Below are 18,994 nucleotides of genomic sequence, written 5' to 3' on the forward strand. Positions count from 1 at the left end.
TGAGCGGGTCTTCCGGCTTGATGGTATCGCCGGGTTTGACCATGACCTCGATAACGGCGACTTCTTCGAAGTCGCCGATGTCGGGGATTTTGATTTCCAGTGTTTTAGTCATTTGTTCTTGAATAAGAATGCCTAACAAAAAGACATTAACCGCCAAGACGCCAAGAACGCCAAGAACGCCAAGAACGCCAAGAACGCCAAGTTTTTATATCTAAAAAAATCTTTTTTTGGCGACCTTGGCGCCTTGGCGGTTCAAAATCATATTCATTAAATTCAACGCCAAGGAAAGCATGTCTTGAGATAATCATTCTTGGCGCCTTGGCGGTTCAATCAGTTTTTGTCAAACCGTCAGCGGGTTCGGTTTCTCGGGATCGATTCCGTATTTCTTGATCGCGTCGGCCAGCTTCTGGCGCTCGATCGCACCGTCCTCGGCCAGCGCGGCCAGGCTGGCGAGTGTCACCCAGTGGCGGTCGACTTCGAAGAAATAGCGCAGCTTCTCACGCGTATCCGAGCGTCCGAATCCGTCGGTGCCGAGCACCGTGTAACGACGTGGCACGAACGGCCGGATCTGCTCGGCGAACGCGCGCACATAGTCGGTCGAGGCGATCACCGGGCCCTGGGTGTCCTTGAGGCACTCGGCCACATGGCAGAAACGCGGTGGTTTCGTCGGATGCAGCAGGTTCCAGCGTGCGTACTCGTTGCCGTCGCGCGCGAGCAGGGTGAAGCTCGGGCAGCTCCAGATATCGGCCTCCACACCCCAGTCGTTCTTGAGCAGATCGGCGGCGGCGATGACCTCGCGCAAAATCGATCCCGACCCCAGCAACTGCACGCGCGGTCCGTTCCCGGCGGCGCCCTGACGCAAGCGATACATGCCCTTGAGTATGCCCGCCTCGGCTCCCTCGGGCATTGCCGGATGTTCGTAGTTCTCGTTCATCACGGTGATGTAGTAGTAGATATCCTCCTGCTCCTGGTACATCCGGCGCAGGCCGTCGTGCATGATCACGGCGAGCTCGTAAGCGAACGTCGGATCGTAGGGCATGCAGTTCGGAATCTGGGCAACCGAGATATGTGAATGCCCGTCCTCGTGCTGCAGGCCCTCGCCGTTCAAGGTGGTGCGGCCCGAGGTGCCGCCGAGCAGAAAACCGCGCGAGCGGGAGTCGCCCGCTGCCCACCAGAGATCCCCGGTGCGCTGGATGCCAAACATCGAGTAGAAGATGAAAAACGGAATCATCTGCACGCCGTGGGTCGAATACGAGGTCGCCGCCGCGATCCATGAGCACACGGCACCGGCCTCGTTGATGCCTTCCTGCAAGATCTGGCCGCCCGCGTCTTCCTTGTAGAACATGAGCTGATCCTTGTCCTGCGGCGTGTACAGCTGGCCCTTCTGCGACCAGATGCCGAGACTGCGAAACAGCCCTTCCATGCCGAAGGTGCGCGCCTCATCGGCGACGATGGGCACGATGTGCTTGCCGAGGTGCTTGTCCTTGAGCAACGCCCCGAGCAGACGCACGAAGGCCATGGTCGTGGAGAACTCCCTGCCTTCGCCGGAAGCCTTGAGCAGACTCTCGAATGCCGACAGCGGCGGTACCTCGAGCGGCACTGCCTTGCGGCGGCGCTGAGGAATATCGCCGCCGAGCGCATCGCGTCGCTCGCGCATGTACTGGTACTCCGGCGAGTCTTTCGCCGGCTTGATGTATTCCAGGTTCTCGAGCTGTTTGTCCGTGAGCGGCAGCTTGAAGCGGTTGCGGAACGCCTGCAGCGAGATCGTGCCCATCTTTTTCTGCTGATGCGTGATGTTCTGCGCCTCGCCGGCCTCGCCCATGCCATAGCCCTTGATGGTCTTGGCCAGGATCACCGTCGGCTGACCCTTGTGGTTGACCGCCGCGTGGTAGGCCGCGTACACCTTGTGCGGGTCATGGCCGCCGCGATTGAGCCGCCAGATGTCGTCGTCCGACCAGCTGGCCACCAGCTCCTTCAGCGCCGGGTACTTGCCGAAGAAGTATTCGCGCACGTACGCGCCGTCCTTCGACTTGAAGGTCTGATAATCGCCGTCAACGCATTCCTCCATGCGCTTGCGCAGCAAGCCCATGCGGTCGCGCGCCAGCAGCGGATCCCAGTAACTGCCCCAGATGAGCTTGATTACGTTCCAGCCGTGGCCGCGGAAGCCGGCCTCAAGTTCCTGGATGATCTTGCTGTTGCCCCGCACCGGACCGTCGAGCCGCTGCAGGTTGCAGTTCACCACAAATATAAGATTATCCAGATTCTCGCGCCCGGCCAAGCCGATGGCGCCTTGCGACTCGGGCTCGTCCATCTCCCCGTCACCGAGGAAACACCATACCTTGCTCTCCTCCGTGTTGACGATGCCGCGCGCGTGCAGATATTTCATGAAGCGCGCCTGGAAGATCGCCTGGATCGGCCCGAGGCCCATGGACACCGTTGGAAATTGCCAAAACTCGGGCATGAGCCAGGGATGCGGGTAGGAAGACAGACCTTTGCCATCGACCTCGCGGCGGAAATGGTCCAGCTGCGCGGCAGTGAGTTGACCGAGCATGAAGGCGCGCGCGTAGAAACCCGGTGCCGAGTGGCCCTGCATGTAGATCAGATCTCCGCCATGCTTGTCGGACGGGGCGCGCCAGAAGTGATTGAAGCCGACATCGTAAAGCGTTGCGGCCGAGGCGTAGCTCGCGATATGTCCGCCGAGATTGGAATCGTCCTTGTTGGCCTTGAGCACCATCGCGACGGCGTTCCAGCGCACAAACGAGCGGATGCGGTCCTCCAGCGCGTGGTTGCCGAGCGAGCGAACTTCCTTGTCGGGCGGAATCGTGTTGATGTAGGCGGTGTTGGCCGCGTACGGCACGTTGATGCCCGCGGCGCGCGCGAGCTCGATCTGCTTCTCGATCAGGTAATGCGCGCGCTCCGGCCCTTCCTGCTGTATGACGGCCGACAGCGCATCGAGCCATTCCTGGGTCTCCTGGGCGTCCAAGTCGATCTGCGGGGGTATCGGGGTCACAGCGGCCATGGTCTCGCACTCCTTAGATTATTGCGACGGCATGAAACTATTTGAGCCATTCGGGCATTTTCGACACTCGGTGTCACATCCATATAAATCATGCCGCCACAATAATCAGAAATCTTAATGAATTTTGTTATTAACCCGGCACGCCTATCCACCGGAACGCTGTACTGTTAGATCAGGCATGCCCTTCGTTTAATAACAATCGTGCCGGGTTAATAACTCTGCCTCCCGCGGATAATCCGGACGGGCAACTCTCGGGCCAGGGACAGTGTCCGGGCGGTGTTGTTACGGCCGGGTTAGCGGCAGTGGGCAAAAACAGGACTTCCGTTCGTGCAAAGCTTCATCCGTTGTCAGCCGGTCTCATGAATCTCCCTGATATCGGGTGGGAATCGGCCGGGTCGCAGTGCCGTGCCCTGAGCGGACGGCGTGATTCAGTCCGGTATTATCCAAGACTTGCGCGCGGTATGATCGTTTTTTTGCCCAAACAGGTCAAGACAAACAGCGTTTCCGGTCCACTTTCGATTCCATTCCGATATTAATTTTAAATCGAGGCGTCCATGTATTCCGACATTCCGAAGATCAGGCAAGAAGCCAACCGTTTGGCCGCCAAAACACTCGATATCCACGCCAATGCGATTTTCCTGGTACCGGCCAAGAATGCCGATCTGAATGCACTGCCCTACGGAAAGGAAATCGCCCAGCGCCTCAAGCGTGCCGGCCATAAACTCGACAGTAGCAAACCCTTTGTCACCGATCTGCCCAATCCGAACGCCACCCGTGTCGCCATTGCCGGGATTGATCCGGCATCCAGCGCCTTTGAACTGCTGACGCTCGCGCGCCAGCTCGTTGCCGCGCATAAGGCCCAGAAACCCGGAAGCATCGCCGTGGCCTGCTTCGGTCTCAAGCCGAAGGACGCGGAACGCGCCTGCGAAGCCGTACTGGCAGCCATACTGGCCGCGAATTTCTCCCTGCCGGATTACAAAAGCAAACCGGAGAAGCCGGCCAAGCTTCGCGAGATACATATATATGGTCACGTGGCGCCGGACGACTATGCCCGCACCATCGCGGAAGCCAAAGGCAACAATCTGGCGCGTTATCTCACGGCCCTGCCGCCCAATGAACTGACGCCCGGTAATTATCGCCGTCGCGTCGAAAAACTCGCGCGCGAATACGGCTGGAAAACCGAATTTCTCGACATCCGCAAACTGAAGACGCGCGGCGCCGGCGCCTTCCTCGCCGTGGCCCAGGGTAGCCCGGAACCGGACGCCGGCATCCTGCGACTGTGTTACGCACCCAAAAAGAAATCATCCAAATCCGCCCTCGCGCTGGTCGGCAAAGGCATCTGCTTCGACACTGGCGGCACCAATCTCAAGCCCGCGCGCCACATGCACGGCATGCACGAAGACATGGAAGGCAGCGCCGTCGCCCTCGGTACACTGCTCGCGCTGACGGAACTGAAAGTAGATTTTCCGATAGATGCCTGGCTGGCGCTGGCGCAGAACCATATCGGCCCCAAGGCTTATAAACAGAACGATGTGGTGAAAGCTGCCAACGGCAAAACCATCGAGGTCATGCACACCGATGCGGAAGGCCGCATGGTCTTGGCCGACACGCTTTATTTTGCCTCGCGGGAAAAACCGAAACTGATCGTGGACTTCGCGACGTTGACCGGCGCCTGCGTCGGCGCGCTCAGCACGCGCATGAGCGGCACGCTGACCAATCGCGAGAAACTGGTTCCGGTATTGATCGAAGCCGGCAACGCCTCCGGCGAACGTGTCTGGCCGTTCCCACTGCCAAAGGACTATGAAGACGCACTCAAAAGCGACATCGCCGACATCAAGCAATGCACGCTCGACAACGACGCCGACCACATCCTCGCGGCGACGTTTCTGAAAAAGTTCCTGGTCAACGATCCGGATTGGGTGCACGTGGATTTGTCGGCGGGAAATCACAAGGGTGGGCTTGCCCATATTCCAACGGATACGACGGGGTTTGGGGTCAGGTTTACCTTGAATTTGTTGATGGATCAGAAGGTCCTGAGTTAATTTTTTCTGTCGTCACCCCGGCGGAAGCCGGGGTCCAGTTCTTAAAATGGTTCGCGCGCTCCGCGCGCGACTGCTTCCTGCGGTTCTCGCACGAATCGGCGCTCGCCTAACTCGCCGGGCACTTAGAAACGCGCCACAAACTCAAACACGAGGCTCGTTTCTCCCGATTCCGGCTGCGATGCTTGGCGGCGGCTACGGGGACCCGAAAAAAGCTACCACTTCTGCACTCCGAGCAATGTCAGGTTGATGTGAAGGTACGTTTTCTCCTTGCCAGCGCGAGTACGCTCATCAATCCGGAACCGAGCAGCCAGAATGAGGCCGGAACCGGTACCGGGGTAACTGTGCCTCCGAGAGTAAACTCGACAGCGCACGAAGTAGGCAAGCAGGGTCCCCCGACGGTTGAATCTACTGTCGAAACCCAAGACATAGAGTAGTCCCCGGTTAATGGGTTCCAGTTTCCGGTAGCAAACCACGTGGTAATTCCGACGCTTTTACCAGAACCTGCGTTGAAGTCGACATTGCCCCAATTCCCAAACAGACTGCTTAGATTCATTGTGATTGTGCCACTGATATCGTCAAGTGTTCCTGTAGGAACCGGTCCTCCAACGATGCTTCCGGTAGGCGACGAATCATCCCCTAGGTTTGATGCCGCTGTATATGTATTAAAGGGAGAACCAAACCATATTCCTCCAAATATCGAGGCAGAGTCGGAGGTGGAACTTGGCAGACCTCCACCACCGTTTCCAATATAACCGCTGACGAGATTTGTATTTGGTCCAAAGTAAGTGATTGGGGAAATACTACTTCCGGTACTCGGATTTACAAGCAGCGCATTATTGCTGTCCCAAACGATATAGGTGCCATTAGTGATGTTCATGCTGCCAATACTGAAGGTCGCTGCATTAGCGCTATCTGTCAGCGCGATTCCCAATAGTGACGTCAGGAATGCAAGGCGCAATAGTGCCTGCTTGGATAGAAACATGACTTCCTCCTAGTTGGTTCTGCTTATTACCACACTCAATGGTTGTTACAAATCGAGTGGCGTACGCTTGTTATTGGCCACCAGCCGTTATCTGACTATGTTGGCGCCTTTATATTGCTCTTTACAGTCAGAAAAGGCCACGAATCACATTACGCAACCTTAATAGATAAAGATAACTAATTGATTTGGTTATTTGACCAGCAAAGAATATTCAGTGCGCGTTTCACGCGCGTTGCAACTTTAACCCAGCTTTCTCCAATTCCTCCGAAACCTTCAGGCCCTCCGTGCCGCGACAGGATTCGATAAATTCCTTCGTCGCGATCACGCGAATGACCTCCCCGCCACCGGCCTTCCCGGTCTTGGACGCCAGGGCGAACAGCTTCGCCATTCCTTCCTCGCCCTTAAGGCGCCAGGTTCCCTCGGCGTCCACCGTGAAGGCAAAACCGTGCAGCAACCAAGTCACGACGGGGCCGTCTTTCGATGCGCGACGCGCCGATTTCCTGATCGCCGGCATGGAACGCTCCATCACCGATATCACGTCCTGCAACACCTCGGCTGATTGGTCCGCCGACACCAGCCAATAGAACACCATGGTGTCGTGAAAAAAGGCATGCAACAGCGGCATGCCCTTGAAAAACGGCGAGGTGACGAGCCCGTAACGCGACAGGCCGACCTGTTTCTTGAGCGAAGCACCGAGCCCGAGACGGGCGCGGCGGTTATTAAGATGAATATGACACTGTGCCAGTACCACGCGACAGGCATTGCCTTCATCAAGCGCCGTGGAAAAAAACGGCTGGCCGCTGCGGCGAAAACCCGCGAACATGTAGTTGAAGCGAGCCACGGTGAAATACGCCAGGCTGAAGGCAAACGGCGCCGTGAGGTCCACGAAGATCGTGGAGAAATTGAGCGTGAGATACGATACTGCCAGGAAACCGGATTGCAAGACGGTAAAAGTCAGGTTCACTATGCGATGGTCGATGTTGTACACGAATGCGATCGTGAGCAGCACGACCGATATCAGTGTGACCAGGATATAAATCCATGGCGGCAGTTCGGTAAGGTAGTCGCCCTTTTTCAGGTTGTCGATGGCGGACGCCAGGATCTCCACGCCCGGGTGCGCCTTCGCCATTGGAGTTGTTTTCAGATCGAACAGCGATGGCGCGGTGGAACCGATAATGACGATCTTGCCGGCGAACTCGTCCACGGGGCGCGTCTTCTTGCTTTTCAGCAGATCGAAGTAAATCTCATGGAAGGACACGCGTCGGTACGACGGCGGCTTGCCACGCCAGTTGAGCAGGATGTCGGTCTGGTCCGGCAACGGTACTCCCAAGGCCGCCGCCACGTTAGCCGGCAGCGAACCCACGCGCCAGCCGTATTCATCGGCGTAAACATCGTAGGTCCGGACCATGCCGTCTTCGCCGGTGTAGATATTATTGGTGCCCAACCGGTGATCCGTCAGCGCGTCGAAAAAGAATGGCAGGATTACCGCCATGGTGGCGCTGTCGGGCGCTGCCGGGTCGAGTTTCGATGCGCCGGGCAGCTGCATGACACGCAGTTCGCTCAGCGAGTCATTTTCCTCGTTCAGCCGGATCATCGGGAAAAACGTGTTGGGCGCGGCGGCAATCACGCCGCGGAAATATCTGTCGCCCTCGATGTTGAACACATCCGGATCGCTGAAGGCGATGTCGAACACGATAGCTTTCGGCTGTTGCGCCGCGATGCCTTCCACCAGCTCGCCCATGATGTTGCGCGGCCACGGCCAGCGGCCGTACTCCGGCGCCATGGCGGCCAAAGCCGGCTCGTCGATGTCCACGATCACAATGTCCGTATCAGCCGCGGGATGCTGGAAGCGCGACTTCATGATCAGGTCGTAGGCCTTGTTTTTCATGCCGGCGGTCGAGCCGGTGGCGATGGCGAACACCGCCACGGCACTCACCACGACCGCAAGACCGACGTAAAACCAGTTTCCGAGCCGGTCTGATAGCGAGGACAGCGGCAGCAGAAAGAAACGTGCGAAACCTTGGAGCGGATTATGGGCTTGCATCCTGGACTATCCCTGTCGAATCGGCGATATCATACTGAAACATGCGTTATGCGGATGCTTGAATTACTCCAATACCTGCTTTACCCTAGCGCCCCACGAAAGCAGTCAACAATTCAATCGTTCTGAAAGAGGGAATAACCATGAAAACTCCGCTGGATTCAATTGCAGGCACCGTTATTAGCGGTTTGATCCTGACCGTGATTCTGTATTTCTTTGTCATCAATTTCCTGGTCAAGACCAACGTCTGACCCTGACCACCGAACAATTCACGGGAGAACAACATGGAACTGATTATTGTCCGCTGGTTGCACATCTTCGCCGGCATTATCTGGATCGGCCTGCTTTATTACTTCAATTTCGTCCAGGCCGTGGCACTGCCCAAGGCCAAAGCCGATAACACCGCCGCCGGCATCACCAAACACATTGCGCCCCAGGCACTGTTGTGGTTCCGCTGGGCCGCGCTCGCGACCTGGATTCTCGGCGCCTACTACCTCGAACGCGCCGGCATCGGCCTCGGCAACGCCTTCATGCTCAAGAGCGCAGCCGCCTCCATCGGCATCGGCGCCTGGCTCGGCACGATTATGCTCTTTAACGTATGGGTGCTGATCTGGCCCAATCAGAAAAAGGTGCTGGGCCTGGTCCAGGCCGATGACGCCACCAAGGCCAAGGCCGCACGCATCGCCTTTCTGGCCTCGCGCACCAACACCATGCTGTCCATCCCGATGCTGTTCTTCATGGTCGCTGGCAGCGCGGGACCGGGACACGGCCTGCCGCATATGTAAATTGGCCTACCGGCTGCACCGAGGCCCGGCCGTGCCGGGCCTTTTTATTTCCGGCCCTTGCGTTCTGGCCCGCAGACGGTAGAATTTTTGCTTTAAGTGGCGCCCGCAAGGCGCCTTTGTCTTTTTAGAGCGCTGAAAAAATGCCGACTTCGTACCAAATGCCGCTGTTCTCCGCGCTGCCCGTGGCTTTCACGCATGGTCAGGGCGCCTGGCTGTGGGACACCCAAGGCAAAAAATATCTCGATGCCCTCGCCGGCATCGCCGTCTGCGGACTCGGGCATGCACACCCGGCGGTCACTGCGGCGTTGTGCGATCAGGCCGGCAAACTGCTGCACACATCCAACTGGTATGAAATCCCGTTGCAGGAGCAGCTGGCCGAACGCTTGTGCAAACTGGCTGGCATGGACAATGCTTTCTTCTGCAATTCCGGCGCGGAAGCCAACGAAGCCGCCATCAAGCTGGCACGACTCTACGGCCATCAGCGCGATATCCTGACACCCGGGATCATCGTCACCGAAGGCAGTTTTCACGGCCGCACGCTCGCCACGCTGTCCGCTTCCGGCAATCGCAAGATCCAGTCGGGCTTCGAGCCGCTGGTGCAAGGTTTCTATCGCGTGCCTTACAACGATCTCGCCGCGGTACAGCAGGTTGGCGAACGCAACAAGGATGTCGTGGCGGTGCTGGTCGAACCCATCACTGGCGAAGGCGGCGTAACCATTCCGGACGCAGGCTACCTGAAAGGGCTGCGCAAAATTTGCGATGAACGCGGCTGGCTGCTGATCGTGGATGAAATCCAGACCGGCATGTGCCGCACCGGCAAATGGTTCGCCTGCCAGCACGAAGGCGTGGTGCCGGACGTCATGACGCTGGCCAAGGGACTGGGCAACGGGGTGCCGATCGGCGCCTGCCTCGCGCATGGCAAGGCAGCGCAGGTGTTCAAGCCTGGCAGCCATGGCTCCACCTTCAGCGGCAACCCGCTGGTCTGCCGCGTGGCACTCGCCGTCATCGATGAATTGGACAAGGGAAAATTCGCCGTTCGCGCCGCCAAGCTTGGTGAAAGGCTGCTGGCCAAGCTCAAGGAAAAACTGGGCAAGGTCCCCGGCGTCAGGGAAATTCGCGGGCAGGGTCTCATGCTCGCCGTCGAACTCGATCGGCCGTGCAAGGAACTCTTGCAACGTGCCCTGGAAAGCGGGATTCTTATCAACGTCACGGCGGAAAATGTCATTCGCCTGCTCCCGCCGCTCATCTTCACGGACAGCGAGGCCGATTTGCTGGCCGACACTCTCGACATGGTGGTGCGCGCTTACTTGGAACCCATAACAAAATGAATTCGAGCCACGGGGGACACGGGGAAAAGCATGAAAGGTGTGAATGGGCGCCCCGTTTCTGATACTTTTTACTCCCCGTGCTCCCCGTGGTTTAAAAATTTAGGTTTTCGTTTTGCCAGAGATTCTTAGAGAAAAAATGAAACCGCGTCATTTCCTGTCATTGCTGGACCTTAGCGCCGCAGAACTCAAGCGCTTGATGACGCGCGCCATGGAACTGAAGAGCCTGCAGCGGCGCGGCAAACGCCACACAACGCTGGCCGGCAAGACCATGGCAATGATTTTCGAGAAGTCCTCCACGCGCACGCGTGTATCCTTTGAGGCCGGCATGGCTCAGCTCGGCGGCGTGAGCCTTTTTCTTTCGCCACGCGACACCCATCTCGATCGCGGCGAAGCCGTGGAGGACACCGCGCGCGTATTGTCGCGCATGGTGGACATCATCGTCATCCGCGCCAATTCACATGCCATGGTCGAGCGCTTCGCGGCACACTCGCGGGTGCCGGTGATCAACGCGCTGACCGAGCTCAATCATCCCTGCCAATTGTTAGCCGACATCCAGACCTATCTCGAAAAGCGCGGGAAGATTGCCGGCAAGAAAGCCGCGTGGATCGGCGATGGAAACAATGTCTGCCATTCCTGGATCGACGCCTCGCACCAGTTCAAATTTCAGCTCAATATCGCCACGCCCAGGGGTTACGAACCGAAACCGGAATGGGTTTCTGCCTGCCGCGACCACGTGACGCTGCATCATGAACCGGCACAGGCGGCAAAGGGGGCGGATATCGTCGTGACCGACACCTGGGCCAGCATGGGGCAAGAACATGAAAAAGCTGAACGCACCAAGGCCTTCTCCGGGTTTATGGTGGACAACACGCTCATGAAGCTGGCCAAAAAAGATGCTGTCTTCATGCACTGCCTGCCAGCCTATCGCGGTGCCGAAGTGGCGGCCGATGTCATTGATGGACCGCAGAGCGTCGTCTGGGACGAAGCCGAAAACCGGTTGCATGCCCAGAAAGCCCTGCTGGAATTCCTGCTCGCCAGCCCTTCAAAAAAATAAACCGCACTACCCGGGCTCGTTCGCTCCGCCCCCAACGCGTTTGGCCGCCCCGGCGCGCATCTGCTAGGCTAGCGTTGTGAACGAAATCCTCGCGCTCGATGACATTGAATGTCAGTACGATGGACGCCTCGCCGTGTGCGGTCTGTCGATGCGCGTCAATGCGGGCAGTATTGTTTGCCTGCTGGGGCCGAGCGGTTGCGGCAAAACCACTGTGTTGCGCGCTATCGCCGGTTTTCATCCGCTGAGCGCGGGCAATATCTGGATCAATGGCAACGCCGTTTCCCAGCCGGGTTTCACCCTGCCTCCGGAGAAGCGTCATCTTGGCATGGTGTTTCAGGATCATGCCCTGTTTCCGCACCTCGATGTCGCTGGCAACATTGGCTTCGGCCTGCGCGGAATCACAAGCGCGCAGAAGCAAAAGCACGTCAGTGAGCTGCTTGAGATCACCGGCTTGAATGGCATGGGGGCACGCTACCCGCATGAACTCTCCGGCGGCCAGCAGCAGCGCGTGGCGCTGGCACGCGCATTGGCACCCAAGCCTGACCTCATCCTGCTCGATGAACCGTTTTCCAATCTCGATATCGAACTGCGCGAACGCCTGTCTGGTGAGGTGCGCGAGATTCTCAAACAACGCGGCGCCACCGGCGTGCTGGTGACACACGATCAACACGAGGCCTTTGCACTCGGCGATGCTGTTGGCGTAATGCACGAGGGTAAACTGTTGCAATGGGATACGCCCTACAACCTGTATCACGAACCGAACAACCGCTTTGTTGCGGACTTTATCGGTCAGGGCGTGTTCCTGCGCGGCACGCTGCTAACACCCGACACGGTCGAAACCGAAATCGGCGTACACAAGGGCAATCGTGCTTATGACTGGGGACGGGGGACGCAGATCGAACTGCTGTTGCGCCCGGATGACATTGTGCCGGACCCGGAAGGTCCGCTCAAGGCGAAAGTGGTTCAGAAGGCTTTTCGTGGCGCGGAGATTCTTTACACCTTGCGCCTGTCCAGCGGCGGTCGGTTACTGGCGCTGTTTCCCAGTCACGCCGATCACGCCATCGGCGAACGCGTCGGCATCCGCGTACAGGCCGATCACCTCGTGGCCTTCCCGCTCTCCACGGGGCAGCCTGTCAAAACAGCTCAAGCGGCGAAGTAGCCGCGCCTGATCCTGGAGTTATTTGTGAATCGGTTTCCCGCTGCCAAGAACAGGCCCCGCATCGCCATGGGATTGGGTCAAGGGCAACACACTCCCGGAGTTTGAAGTCCAGAGCGTGGCCGGATCGCGTTTCGGCTTGGCCTGACCCGCGCCAACCTTGTCCACGCGCGCCATGTAGCCCTCCGTCGTGAGATACGCGAGTATCTTGTCCGCCGCTTCATTGGCCGATTGCAAGGAAGTGTCTACAACGATCTCGGGGTTGATCGGTGTTTCATAAGGATCGGACACGCCGGTAAATTGTTTGATCAGGCCTGCACGCGCCCGTGCATACAGCCCTTTGCGGTCACGCGATTCACAGGTGTCGAGCGGTGTGGCCACGTGAATCTCGATGAAGTCACCGTCCTCCTCGACCATGGAGCGTACCTGCGCGCGCGTGTTGGCATAGGGTGCAATCGGCGCGCAAATCGCAATCCCGCCGTGGCGCGTGATCAGGCTCGCGACATAGCCCTGGCGCAACACGTTAATGTCACGATGCTCGCGCGAGAAACCGAGCTCAGAGGAAATGTTCTTGCGCACGATGTCACCGTCGAGCAGCGTGACGGGGCGTGCCTCCTGTTCCTTGAGCCGCGCAGTCAGCACCTGCGCCAGCGTGGATTTGCCCGCGCCCGACAGGCCGGTAAAAAACAGGGTGAAACCCTGGCGCAGCGTCTTGTGCCATTCTTCCAGCACCGCCGGATAGGAAAACCAGTGCGCCACCTCGGCATTCTGTTCGTGCGAAGCCACCCGGATCTTTCCCTTCATGCGCCGGCTGGCGCCGCGGGGTGAAAGCAGTTTCTCCGGCTGGTCTTCCTCCAGCACCAGGTTGCGGAATGGCACGACTTCGATGCCGATCTCCTGCGCGTGCCACACCACGGAATCGAGGCCATGATATTTCCCGTACAAAGACTCACCCGTGGCGCCCTCGCCCTGGTCATCGTAATCGTGCTCCACGATGAAGTGCGTGCAGCCGAAATTCTTGTGGAGAATGGCATGCCATATGGCGCTGCGCGCGCCACTGTGGCGTGGCGACAGTTCGAGCAGATTAAGTTGCGCGGCCTGCGACGAATAATGATCAAGTACTGCACTCAATGCCCGTGCGCGTGAAAAGTGATCGGCGTCGTTCAAACCCCGACGTCCAACGGACGATTGAATCAGCAGCACGGCATCTTTCAGGTAAGTCGTGCGCTTGGTGAATTCCACGTGCGCACGGTGCATGAGATGGCGCGGGTGATAACCGACCACGCGTGTGGCGCCCTGGCGCGCCAATCGCGCGCGCACTTCCGCCGGCGTCTGGCGCAGGGGAGCAAAATCATGATGGGTCGGCAGTTCCACGACTTCGAGTTTGCCGCTGAGGCAAGCGTCACCGCTGGCGTTGAGCAGCTGATTTGCCGCCGCATGCGTGATGGAACGGGTGCCGTAGAGGCACTGCGCTTCCGCGCCCTTGTCCGGCTGCCATTTCTCCGCCACCGTGAGCACGGCCATGAGCGTGCCCTCGCCATCGCGTAGCGCGATGGTCTGACCCGGTGAAATGCTTTCCGAGAATTTCAACGATACATCAAGCGTCACCGGAATCGGCCAGAGCTTGCCATCGGCAAGACGCATGCCCGCGCACACGGCCTCGTAATCCGACTGTCCCATGAAAGACTGAAGCGGCGAAAACACGCCGGTCGCCAGCATTTCCAGATCGGCGAGCTGCCGAGGAGAAAGATCGAGAGAAACGAGATCGCGCGAAGCTGTCTTGATTTCGGCTGCGCGTTCAGGATTAACCTTGAGATTGACCAGTGTGCCGCCGTAGGGTGAATTCAGTTCTTTCGAGGTGACCAGCCGCTGTATGCCGCTCATAGATATACTCCTTGTCGCTTCCCGCCTTTCCACGATATCGGCGCCACCCCCGAAAAGGTGAACGTTCGACATTCCCCGGTAGGTAAACCCCAATCTTGGGTTAGAGCCGTGTGTATCAGGCACTTGCTTGCGCAACCCCACTAGAAGGGCAAGCCTATACAGGGTTTGCAAAAGGACAATTGAACGGTCATGTCAGGACGATAAGTGGCACATATTGCTGGACCAGGGGCACCGTAACCTGCCGGTAGAATAGGGATATCTGGAACGATTTTTGCTGCCATACTAAAGACTGGTCATCCACGTTGTTTCCCGCATTTTGCGGCCCAAAAACGGGTTTACAGGGGCGTTTTGCTAAAATAGTCTTCAGAAAGAGGGAATTGTGGATAAAAAGATATTACGCCTGCTGATTGTTGACGATTCGCCGGATGACTCCGAACTGGCCGTGGCATCGCTGCGCAAGGCCGGTTACATGCTCAAGAATCAGCGCGTGCAGGATCTCGCCTCCATGCAAGCGGCGCTCGACAAGGGAACCTGGGACGTGGTGCTCTCGGAATACACGCTCCCGCATTTTGGCGCGCAGTTGGCGCTGGACCTGGTCAAGCGTGCGCATCTCGATATTCCCTTTCTCGTCGTCACCCGCAACATCCGCGACCCGGACCTCGTCAAGATCATGCGCAACGGCGCTCATGACGTGGTGTTGAAAAGCCAGTCGGCGCGCCTCGCCCCCGCCGTGGAGCGCGAGCTGCACGTGGCCGAGGAGCGCCGCAAGCATCAAAAAATGTCGCTGGCGCTGAACGAAGTGGAGAACAAAAACCGCGCCATCATCGAAGGTTCGCGCGAGGCCATTTGTTACTGCCTAGACGGCATGCACATCGACGCCAACAAGGCCTACCTCGAGATGTTCGGCTATCAGGACCTGAGCGAACTCGAGGGCGTGCCCGTGCTCAATCTGGTCGATAAATCCGAACACGTGCGCTTCAAGGATTATCTGCGCAAGATCAATTCACCGAATCCTCCCGAGCCCCAGGAATTTCTGGCGGCGAAAAAGGGCGGGCAGCATTTCCACGCGGAACTGGCCATCTCGCCCATCGTCCTCAACGGCGAGAGTTGCACGCAATTCGTCGTCATTGACGTCTCGAAACGCAAGGCCGTCGAGAACCGCTTGCAATACCTGAATCAGCACGATCCGCTCACCGGACTGTACAACCGCCATCATTTCACCCAGGAACTGTCCAAGGCGCTGGAAAAGGTGAAACAGGATGACAGCCGGAGCGCCCTGCTTTATCTCGATCTCAACGAGCTCAAGGACATCAACGATTCCCTCGGCCATGCCGCCGGCGACCGGCTGCTGCTGAAGATTGCCCGCATGTTCCGGGACAAACTCGGCGAGTCGACAATTCTTGCGCGCTTCAGCGGAGATGAATTCACCGCGCTGTTGCACGGCATGAACGACAGTCAGATCAAGGAAGCCGTGGCCTCCATGCTTTCGTCACTGAAAGAAACCACTTTTAGCGAGGGCGGCAAAACTTTCCGCTGCGATGGCACGATTGGCGTAGTAGTGATCGACAAAAACAGCGAAAACGCACAAGCGGTGCTGAACAAGGCCTACCAGACCTGTCAGGGCAACCGGCCGTCCAAACCGACGCCCGTAGCTGTTCCTGTTCCGGCAACGGAAATGGCAACGGCCTCGAAGCCATTGCCCGCGGTCGAGGTTCACGCCACGGCTAACATACCGGCACTGGCACCGGCGCCGATACCCGTGCTCACGGAAATCCGCCGTCCCGCGCCGGCTATCTCGGCAGCCACCGCGCACGAGTGGGAGGCACGGCTCAAAACCGCGCTGGAGAAAGACGGCTTCCAGCTTGCCTACCAGCCCACCGTCAATCTTCACGGTGACCCGGCGGAGTATTTTGAAGTGCTGCTGCGACTGCCCGGCCGCAATGGCGAACTGATCCACGCCGGCGAATTCATGCCCGCCGCGGAACAACTGGGATTGCTGGCCGTGATCGATCGCTGGGTCATCCGCCAGTCAGTTCAATCGCTCGCCGCGCTGCATCGCGAGGGCCGGCAGGCCAGCTTCTTCATCAATTTGTCCCCGGTGTCGCTGGGGGACCCTGAACTGCTGTCAATGCTCCAGAAACAGATTGCCGTCGCGCAAATCAAACCGGAATATCTGGTGCTCGAGGCCGATGAGCCCGCCGTCATGGCGAATCCCTCCGACGCCGCCATGTTCATGCAGGCCGTGCGAAGAATCGGATGCCGTTTCGCGATTGACAATTTCGGCAACAACCTCAGCACGCTCAACCGTCTGCGCGACATGCCGGTCGATTTCCTCAAGATATCGGGTTCTCTTATCCGCAACCTGTCGACCGACGTGCTCACCCGCACCTCGCTCAAGGCCATCATCGATCTCGCCAAGTCCATGAACAAACAGACCATCGCCAAATTCGTCGAGAAAGCAGACGATCTCGGCGTGCTCTGGAACCTCGGTTTCGATTACGTGCAGGGTAACTATTTTCAACAGGCAGACGCCCACACCGATTACACCTTCGCGGACGAAACCACGCTCGCCACTGACACCAGCTCGCCCACATGGGCGAATTCCCGCCGCTGACTTAACTCTAAAAACCCGGAAAAAAACTGATTCAAACCACGGGGAACACGGGGAAAAGAGTGTAAAAAGGTAAAAAAACGACTTCCTATCTTCTCAGAAATTTTTCATTCCCCGTGCTCCCCGTGGTTTAAGATTTTTTTATAGGTTTACTCCAGTCGGCGTTGCCTCCTTTCATGCGCACTCTATAATAAGCCGCGTTTGACCCACACCAGGTAACACCATGTCCGGGCAGTTCATTTATACGATGCATCGCGTCAGCAAAATCGTGCCGCCGAATCGCACGATTTTGAAGGATATCTCGCTGTCCTTCTTTCCCGGCGCCAAGATCGGCGTACTGGGCGTGAACGGCTCGGGAAAATCAACGCTGCTGCGCATCATGGCCGGCGAATACAAGGAATACGACGGCGAGGCGCGCCCGCAGCCGGGAATCCGCATCGGTTTTCTGCAACAGGAACCGCAACTCGATCCCAAAAAGGACGTGCGCGGCAATGTCGAGGAGGCCGTGACGGAAACCAAGGCCCTGCTCGATAAATTCAATGAAATCAGCATGAAATTCGGCGAACCCATGAGCGACGAGGAAATGAACAAGCTCATGGAAAAACAGGCAAAGCTGCAGGAAAAGATCGACGCCGCCGGCGCCTGGGACCTGGACCGCAAACTCGAAATCGCGGCCGATGCCCTGCGCCTGCCGCCGTGGGAGGCGGACGTGACCAAGCTCTCGGGCGGCGAGCGCCGGCGCGTGGCGCTGTGCCGGCTGCTGCTGTCGCAGCCCGACATGCTGCTGCTCGACGAACCTACCAACCATCTCGACGCCGAATCCGTCGCCTGGCTCGAGCGCTTCCTGCACGACTACCCCGGCACCGTCGTGGCCGTGACCCACGACCGATATTTTCTCGACAATGTCGCCGGCTGGATTCTCGAACTCGACCGCGGCGAGGGTATTCCCTGGAAAGGAAATTATTCCTCGTGGCTGGAACAAAAGCAGAAGCGTCTAGAAGTCGAGGAGAAACAGGAGTCCGCGCGTCAGCGCACCCTGAAACTGGAACTTGAATGGGTGCGCACCAATCCCAAGGGGCGCCACGTCAAAAGCAAGGCGCGTCTCGCCGCCTACGAAGAACTCGCCTCGCAGGAATTCCAGAAGCGCAACGAGACCAAGGAAATTTTCATCCCACCCGGGCCGCGTCTGGGCGAGGTGGTGGTGCAGGCAGAAAATCTGAGCAAGGGATTTGGCGAACAACTGCTGTTTGAAAACCTGAGCTTCAACCTGCCGCGCGGCGGCATTGTCGGTATCATCGGCCCAAACGGCGCTGGCAAGACCACGCTGTTTCGCATGATCACCGGTCAGGAGAAGCCCGACGGCGGCAAGCTTCGCATCGGCGAGACCGTGCAGCTCGCCTACGTGGACCAGAGCCGCGATACACTGGACGGCAATAAGACCGTGTGGGAGGAAATCTCCGGCGGTCACGATATCATGATCGTCGGCAAGAGCGAGGTGCCATCACGCGCCTATGTCGGACGCTTCAATTTCCGCGGCGCGGACCAGCAAAAGCCCGTCAAGAATCTCTCCGGCGGCGAGCGCAACCGCGTGCATCTGGCGAAAATCCTGAAGAGCGGCGGCAATCTGCTGCTGCTCGATGAACCGACCAACGATCTGGACGTGGACACGCTGCGCGCGCTCGAAGAGGCGCTGCTCGACTTTGCCGGTTGTGCCGTAATCATCTCGCACGACCGCTGGTTCCTCGACCGCATCGCTACCCATATTCTCGCGTTCGAAGGTGACAGTAACGCCGTGTGGTTCGAGGGCAACCACGCCGACTACATGGCGGACAAGGAACGCCGCCTCGGCACGGAGGCAGTGCAGCCTCACCGTATCAAGTACAAAAAGCTCATTCACTGACCAGGCTGTCAAGCCTCTTTCTCTTCCCGTGGCGAGCGAAGAACCCACTAAATATTCTATTGTCCGCACCTGGAACAACTGAAAACACACTATAAATGGGCAGATTCAGCTGACCGACGGCTGGGCAGATGCCAGCGGCTTCTGTTAGATTGTTGCCGTCCTGTACTTATCAGGAACTTGCGCAGGGAAAGT

The 18,994-nt window shown here is 58.2% G+C and carries 12 protein-coding genes; 7 read left to right on the top strand and 5 right to left on the bottom strand.

What is annotated here, in order from left to right; genetic code table 11:
• The coding region (locus tag NUV55_RS13895) for a biotin/lipoyl-containing protein (RefSeq protein WP_367280431.1) at positions 1–112 on the bottom strand (112 nt) is incomplete at its 3' end.
• Between the two features lie 228 nt (positions 113–340).
• On the bottom strand, positions 341–3,019 hold the full coding sequence (gene aceE / locus NUV55_RS13150) for a pyruvate dehydrogenase (acetyl-transferring), homodimeric type (RefSeq protein WP_367280429.1): 2,679 nt from the start codon (positions 3,017–3,019) through the stop codon (positions 341–343).
• Positions 3,020–3,573: 554 nt separating this feature from the next.
• Between aceE and NUV55_RS13155 the strand changes: the two genes are divergently transcribed.
• Complete coding sequence (locus tag NUV55_RS13155) at positions 3,574–5,061, top strand: leucyl aminopeptidase family protein (RefSeq protein WP_296673701.1); 1,488 nt, start codon at positions 3,574–3,576, stop codon at positions 5,059–5,061.
• A 238-nt stretch (positions 5,062–5,299) separates the two neighbouring features.
• Here the strand turns inward: NUV55_RS13155 and NUV55_RS13160 are convergent, their stop codons facing one another.
• Both NUV55_RS13160 and NUV55_RS13165 read right to left on the bottom strand, forming a co-directional pair.
• The gene (locus NUV55_RS13160) at positions 5,300–6,043 is read right to left on the bottom strand and encodes a VPLPA-CTERM sorting domain-containing protein (protein WP_296673702.1); all 744 of its coding nucleotides are present in this window, start codon (positions 6,041–6,043) and stop codon (positions 5,300–5,302) included.
• A gap of 223 nt (positions 6,044–6,266) precedes the next feature.
• Entirely contained in the window at positions 6,267–8,087 is a 1,821-nt protein-coding gene (locus NUV55_RS13165) for a CHASE2 domain-containing protein (RefSeq protein ID WP_296673704.1), read from the bottom strand.
• Positions 8,088–8,368: 281 nt separating this feature from the next.
• Between NUV55_RS13165 and NUV55_RS13170 the strand changes: the two genes are divergently transcribed.
• From NUV55_RS13170 to NUV55_RS13185, 4 genes are all read left to right on the top strand, one after another.
• Positions 8,369–8,869 carry a urate hydroxylase PuuD gene (locus NUV55_RS13170; RefSeq protein ID WP_296673706.1) on the top strand — a complete coding sequence of 167 codons (501 nt, stop codon included), beginning with the start codon at positions 8,369–8,371 and terminating at the stop codon, positions 8,867–8,869.
• 140 nt (positions 8,870–9,009) lie between these two features.
• The gene (locus NUV55_RS13175) at positions 9,010–10,197 is read left to right on the top strand and encodes an aspartate aminotransferase family protein (RefSeq protein WP_296673707.1); all 1,188 of its coding nucleotides are present in this window, start codon (positions 9,010–9,012) and stop codon (positions 10,195–10,197) included.
• A 136-nt stretch (positions 10,198–10,333) separates the two neighbouring features.
• Positions 10,334–11,251: an ornithine carbamoyltransferase gene (gene argF, locus NUV55_RS13180; protein WP_296673709.1), complete on the top strand. Its 918-nt coding sequence runs from the start codon at positions 10,334–10,336 to the stop codon at positions 11,249–11,251.
• 85 nt (positions 11,252–11,336) lie between these two features.
• The gene (locus NUV55_RS13185) at positions 11,337–12,410 is read left to right on the top strand and encodes an ABC transporter ATP-binding protein (protein ID WP_367280432.1); all 1,074 of its coding nucleotides are present in this window, start codon (positions 11,337–11,339) and stop codon (positions 12,408–12,410) included.
• A gap of 18 nt (positions 12,411–12,428) precedes the next feature.
• Here the strand turns inward: NUV55_RS13185 and NUV55_RS13190 are convergent, their stop codons facing one another.
• Positions 12,429–14,291 carry a bifunctional sulfate adenylyltransferase/adenylylsulfate kinase gene (locus NUV55_RS13190; RefSeq protein WP_296673713.1) on the bottom strand — a complete coding sequence of 621 codons (1,863 nt, stop codon included), beginning with the start codon at positions 14,289–14,291 and terminating at the stop codon, positions 12,429–12,431.
• 379 nt (positions 14,292–14,670) lie between these two features.
• On the opposite strand from NUV55_RS13190, the gene NUV55_RS13195 reads away from it, so the two are divergent.
• Positions 14,671–16,905, top strand: coding sequence for an EAL domain-containing protein (locus NUV55_RS13195; protein ID WP_296673715.1), 2,235 nt, complete (start codon positions 14,671–14,673; stop codon positions 16,903–16,905).
• 220 nt (positions 16,906–17,125) lie between these two features.
• Positions 17,126–18,802 (top strand): energy-dependent translational throttle protein EttA, encoded by a 1,677-nt coding sequence (gene ettA / locus NUV55_RS13200; protein ID WP_296673717.1) that lies wholly within the window; start codon positions 17,126–17,128, stop codon positions 18,800–18,802.
• The last annotated feature ends 192 nt before the right edge of the window (positions 18,803–18,994 follow it).

This window comes from Sulfuricaulis sp., from assembly GCF_024653915.1.
Taxonomy (GTDB): Bacteria; Pseudomonadota; Gammaproteobacteria; order Acidiferrobacterales; family Sulfurifustaceae; genus Sulfuricaulis.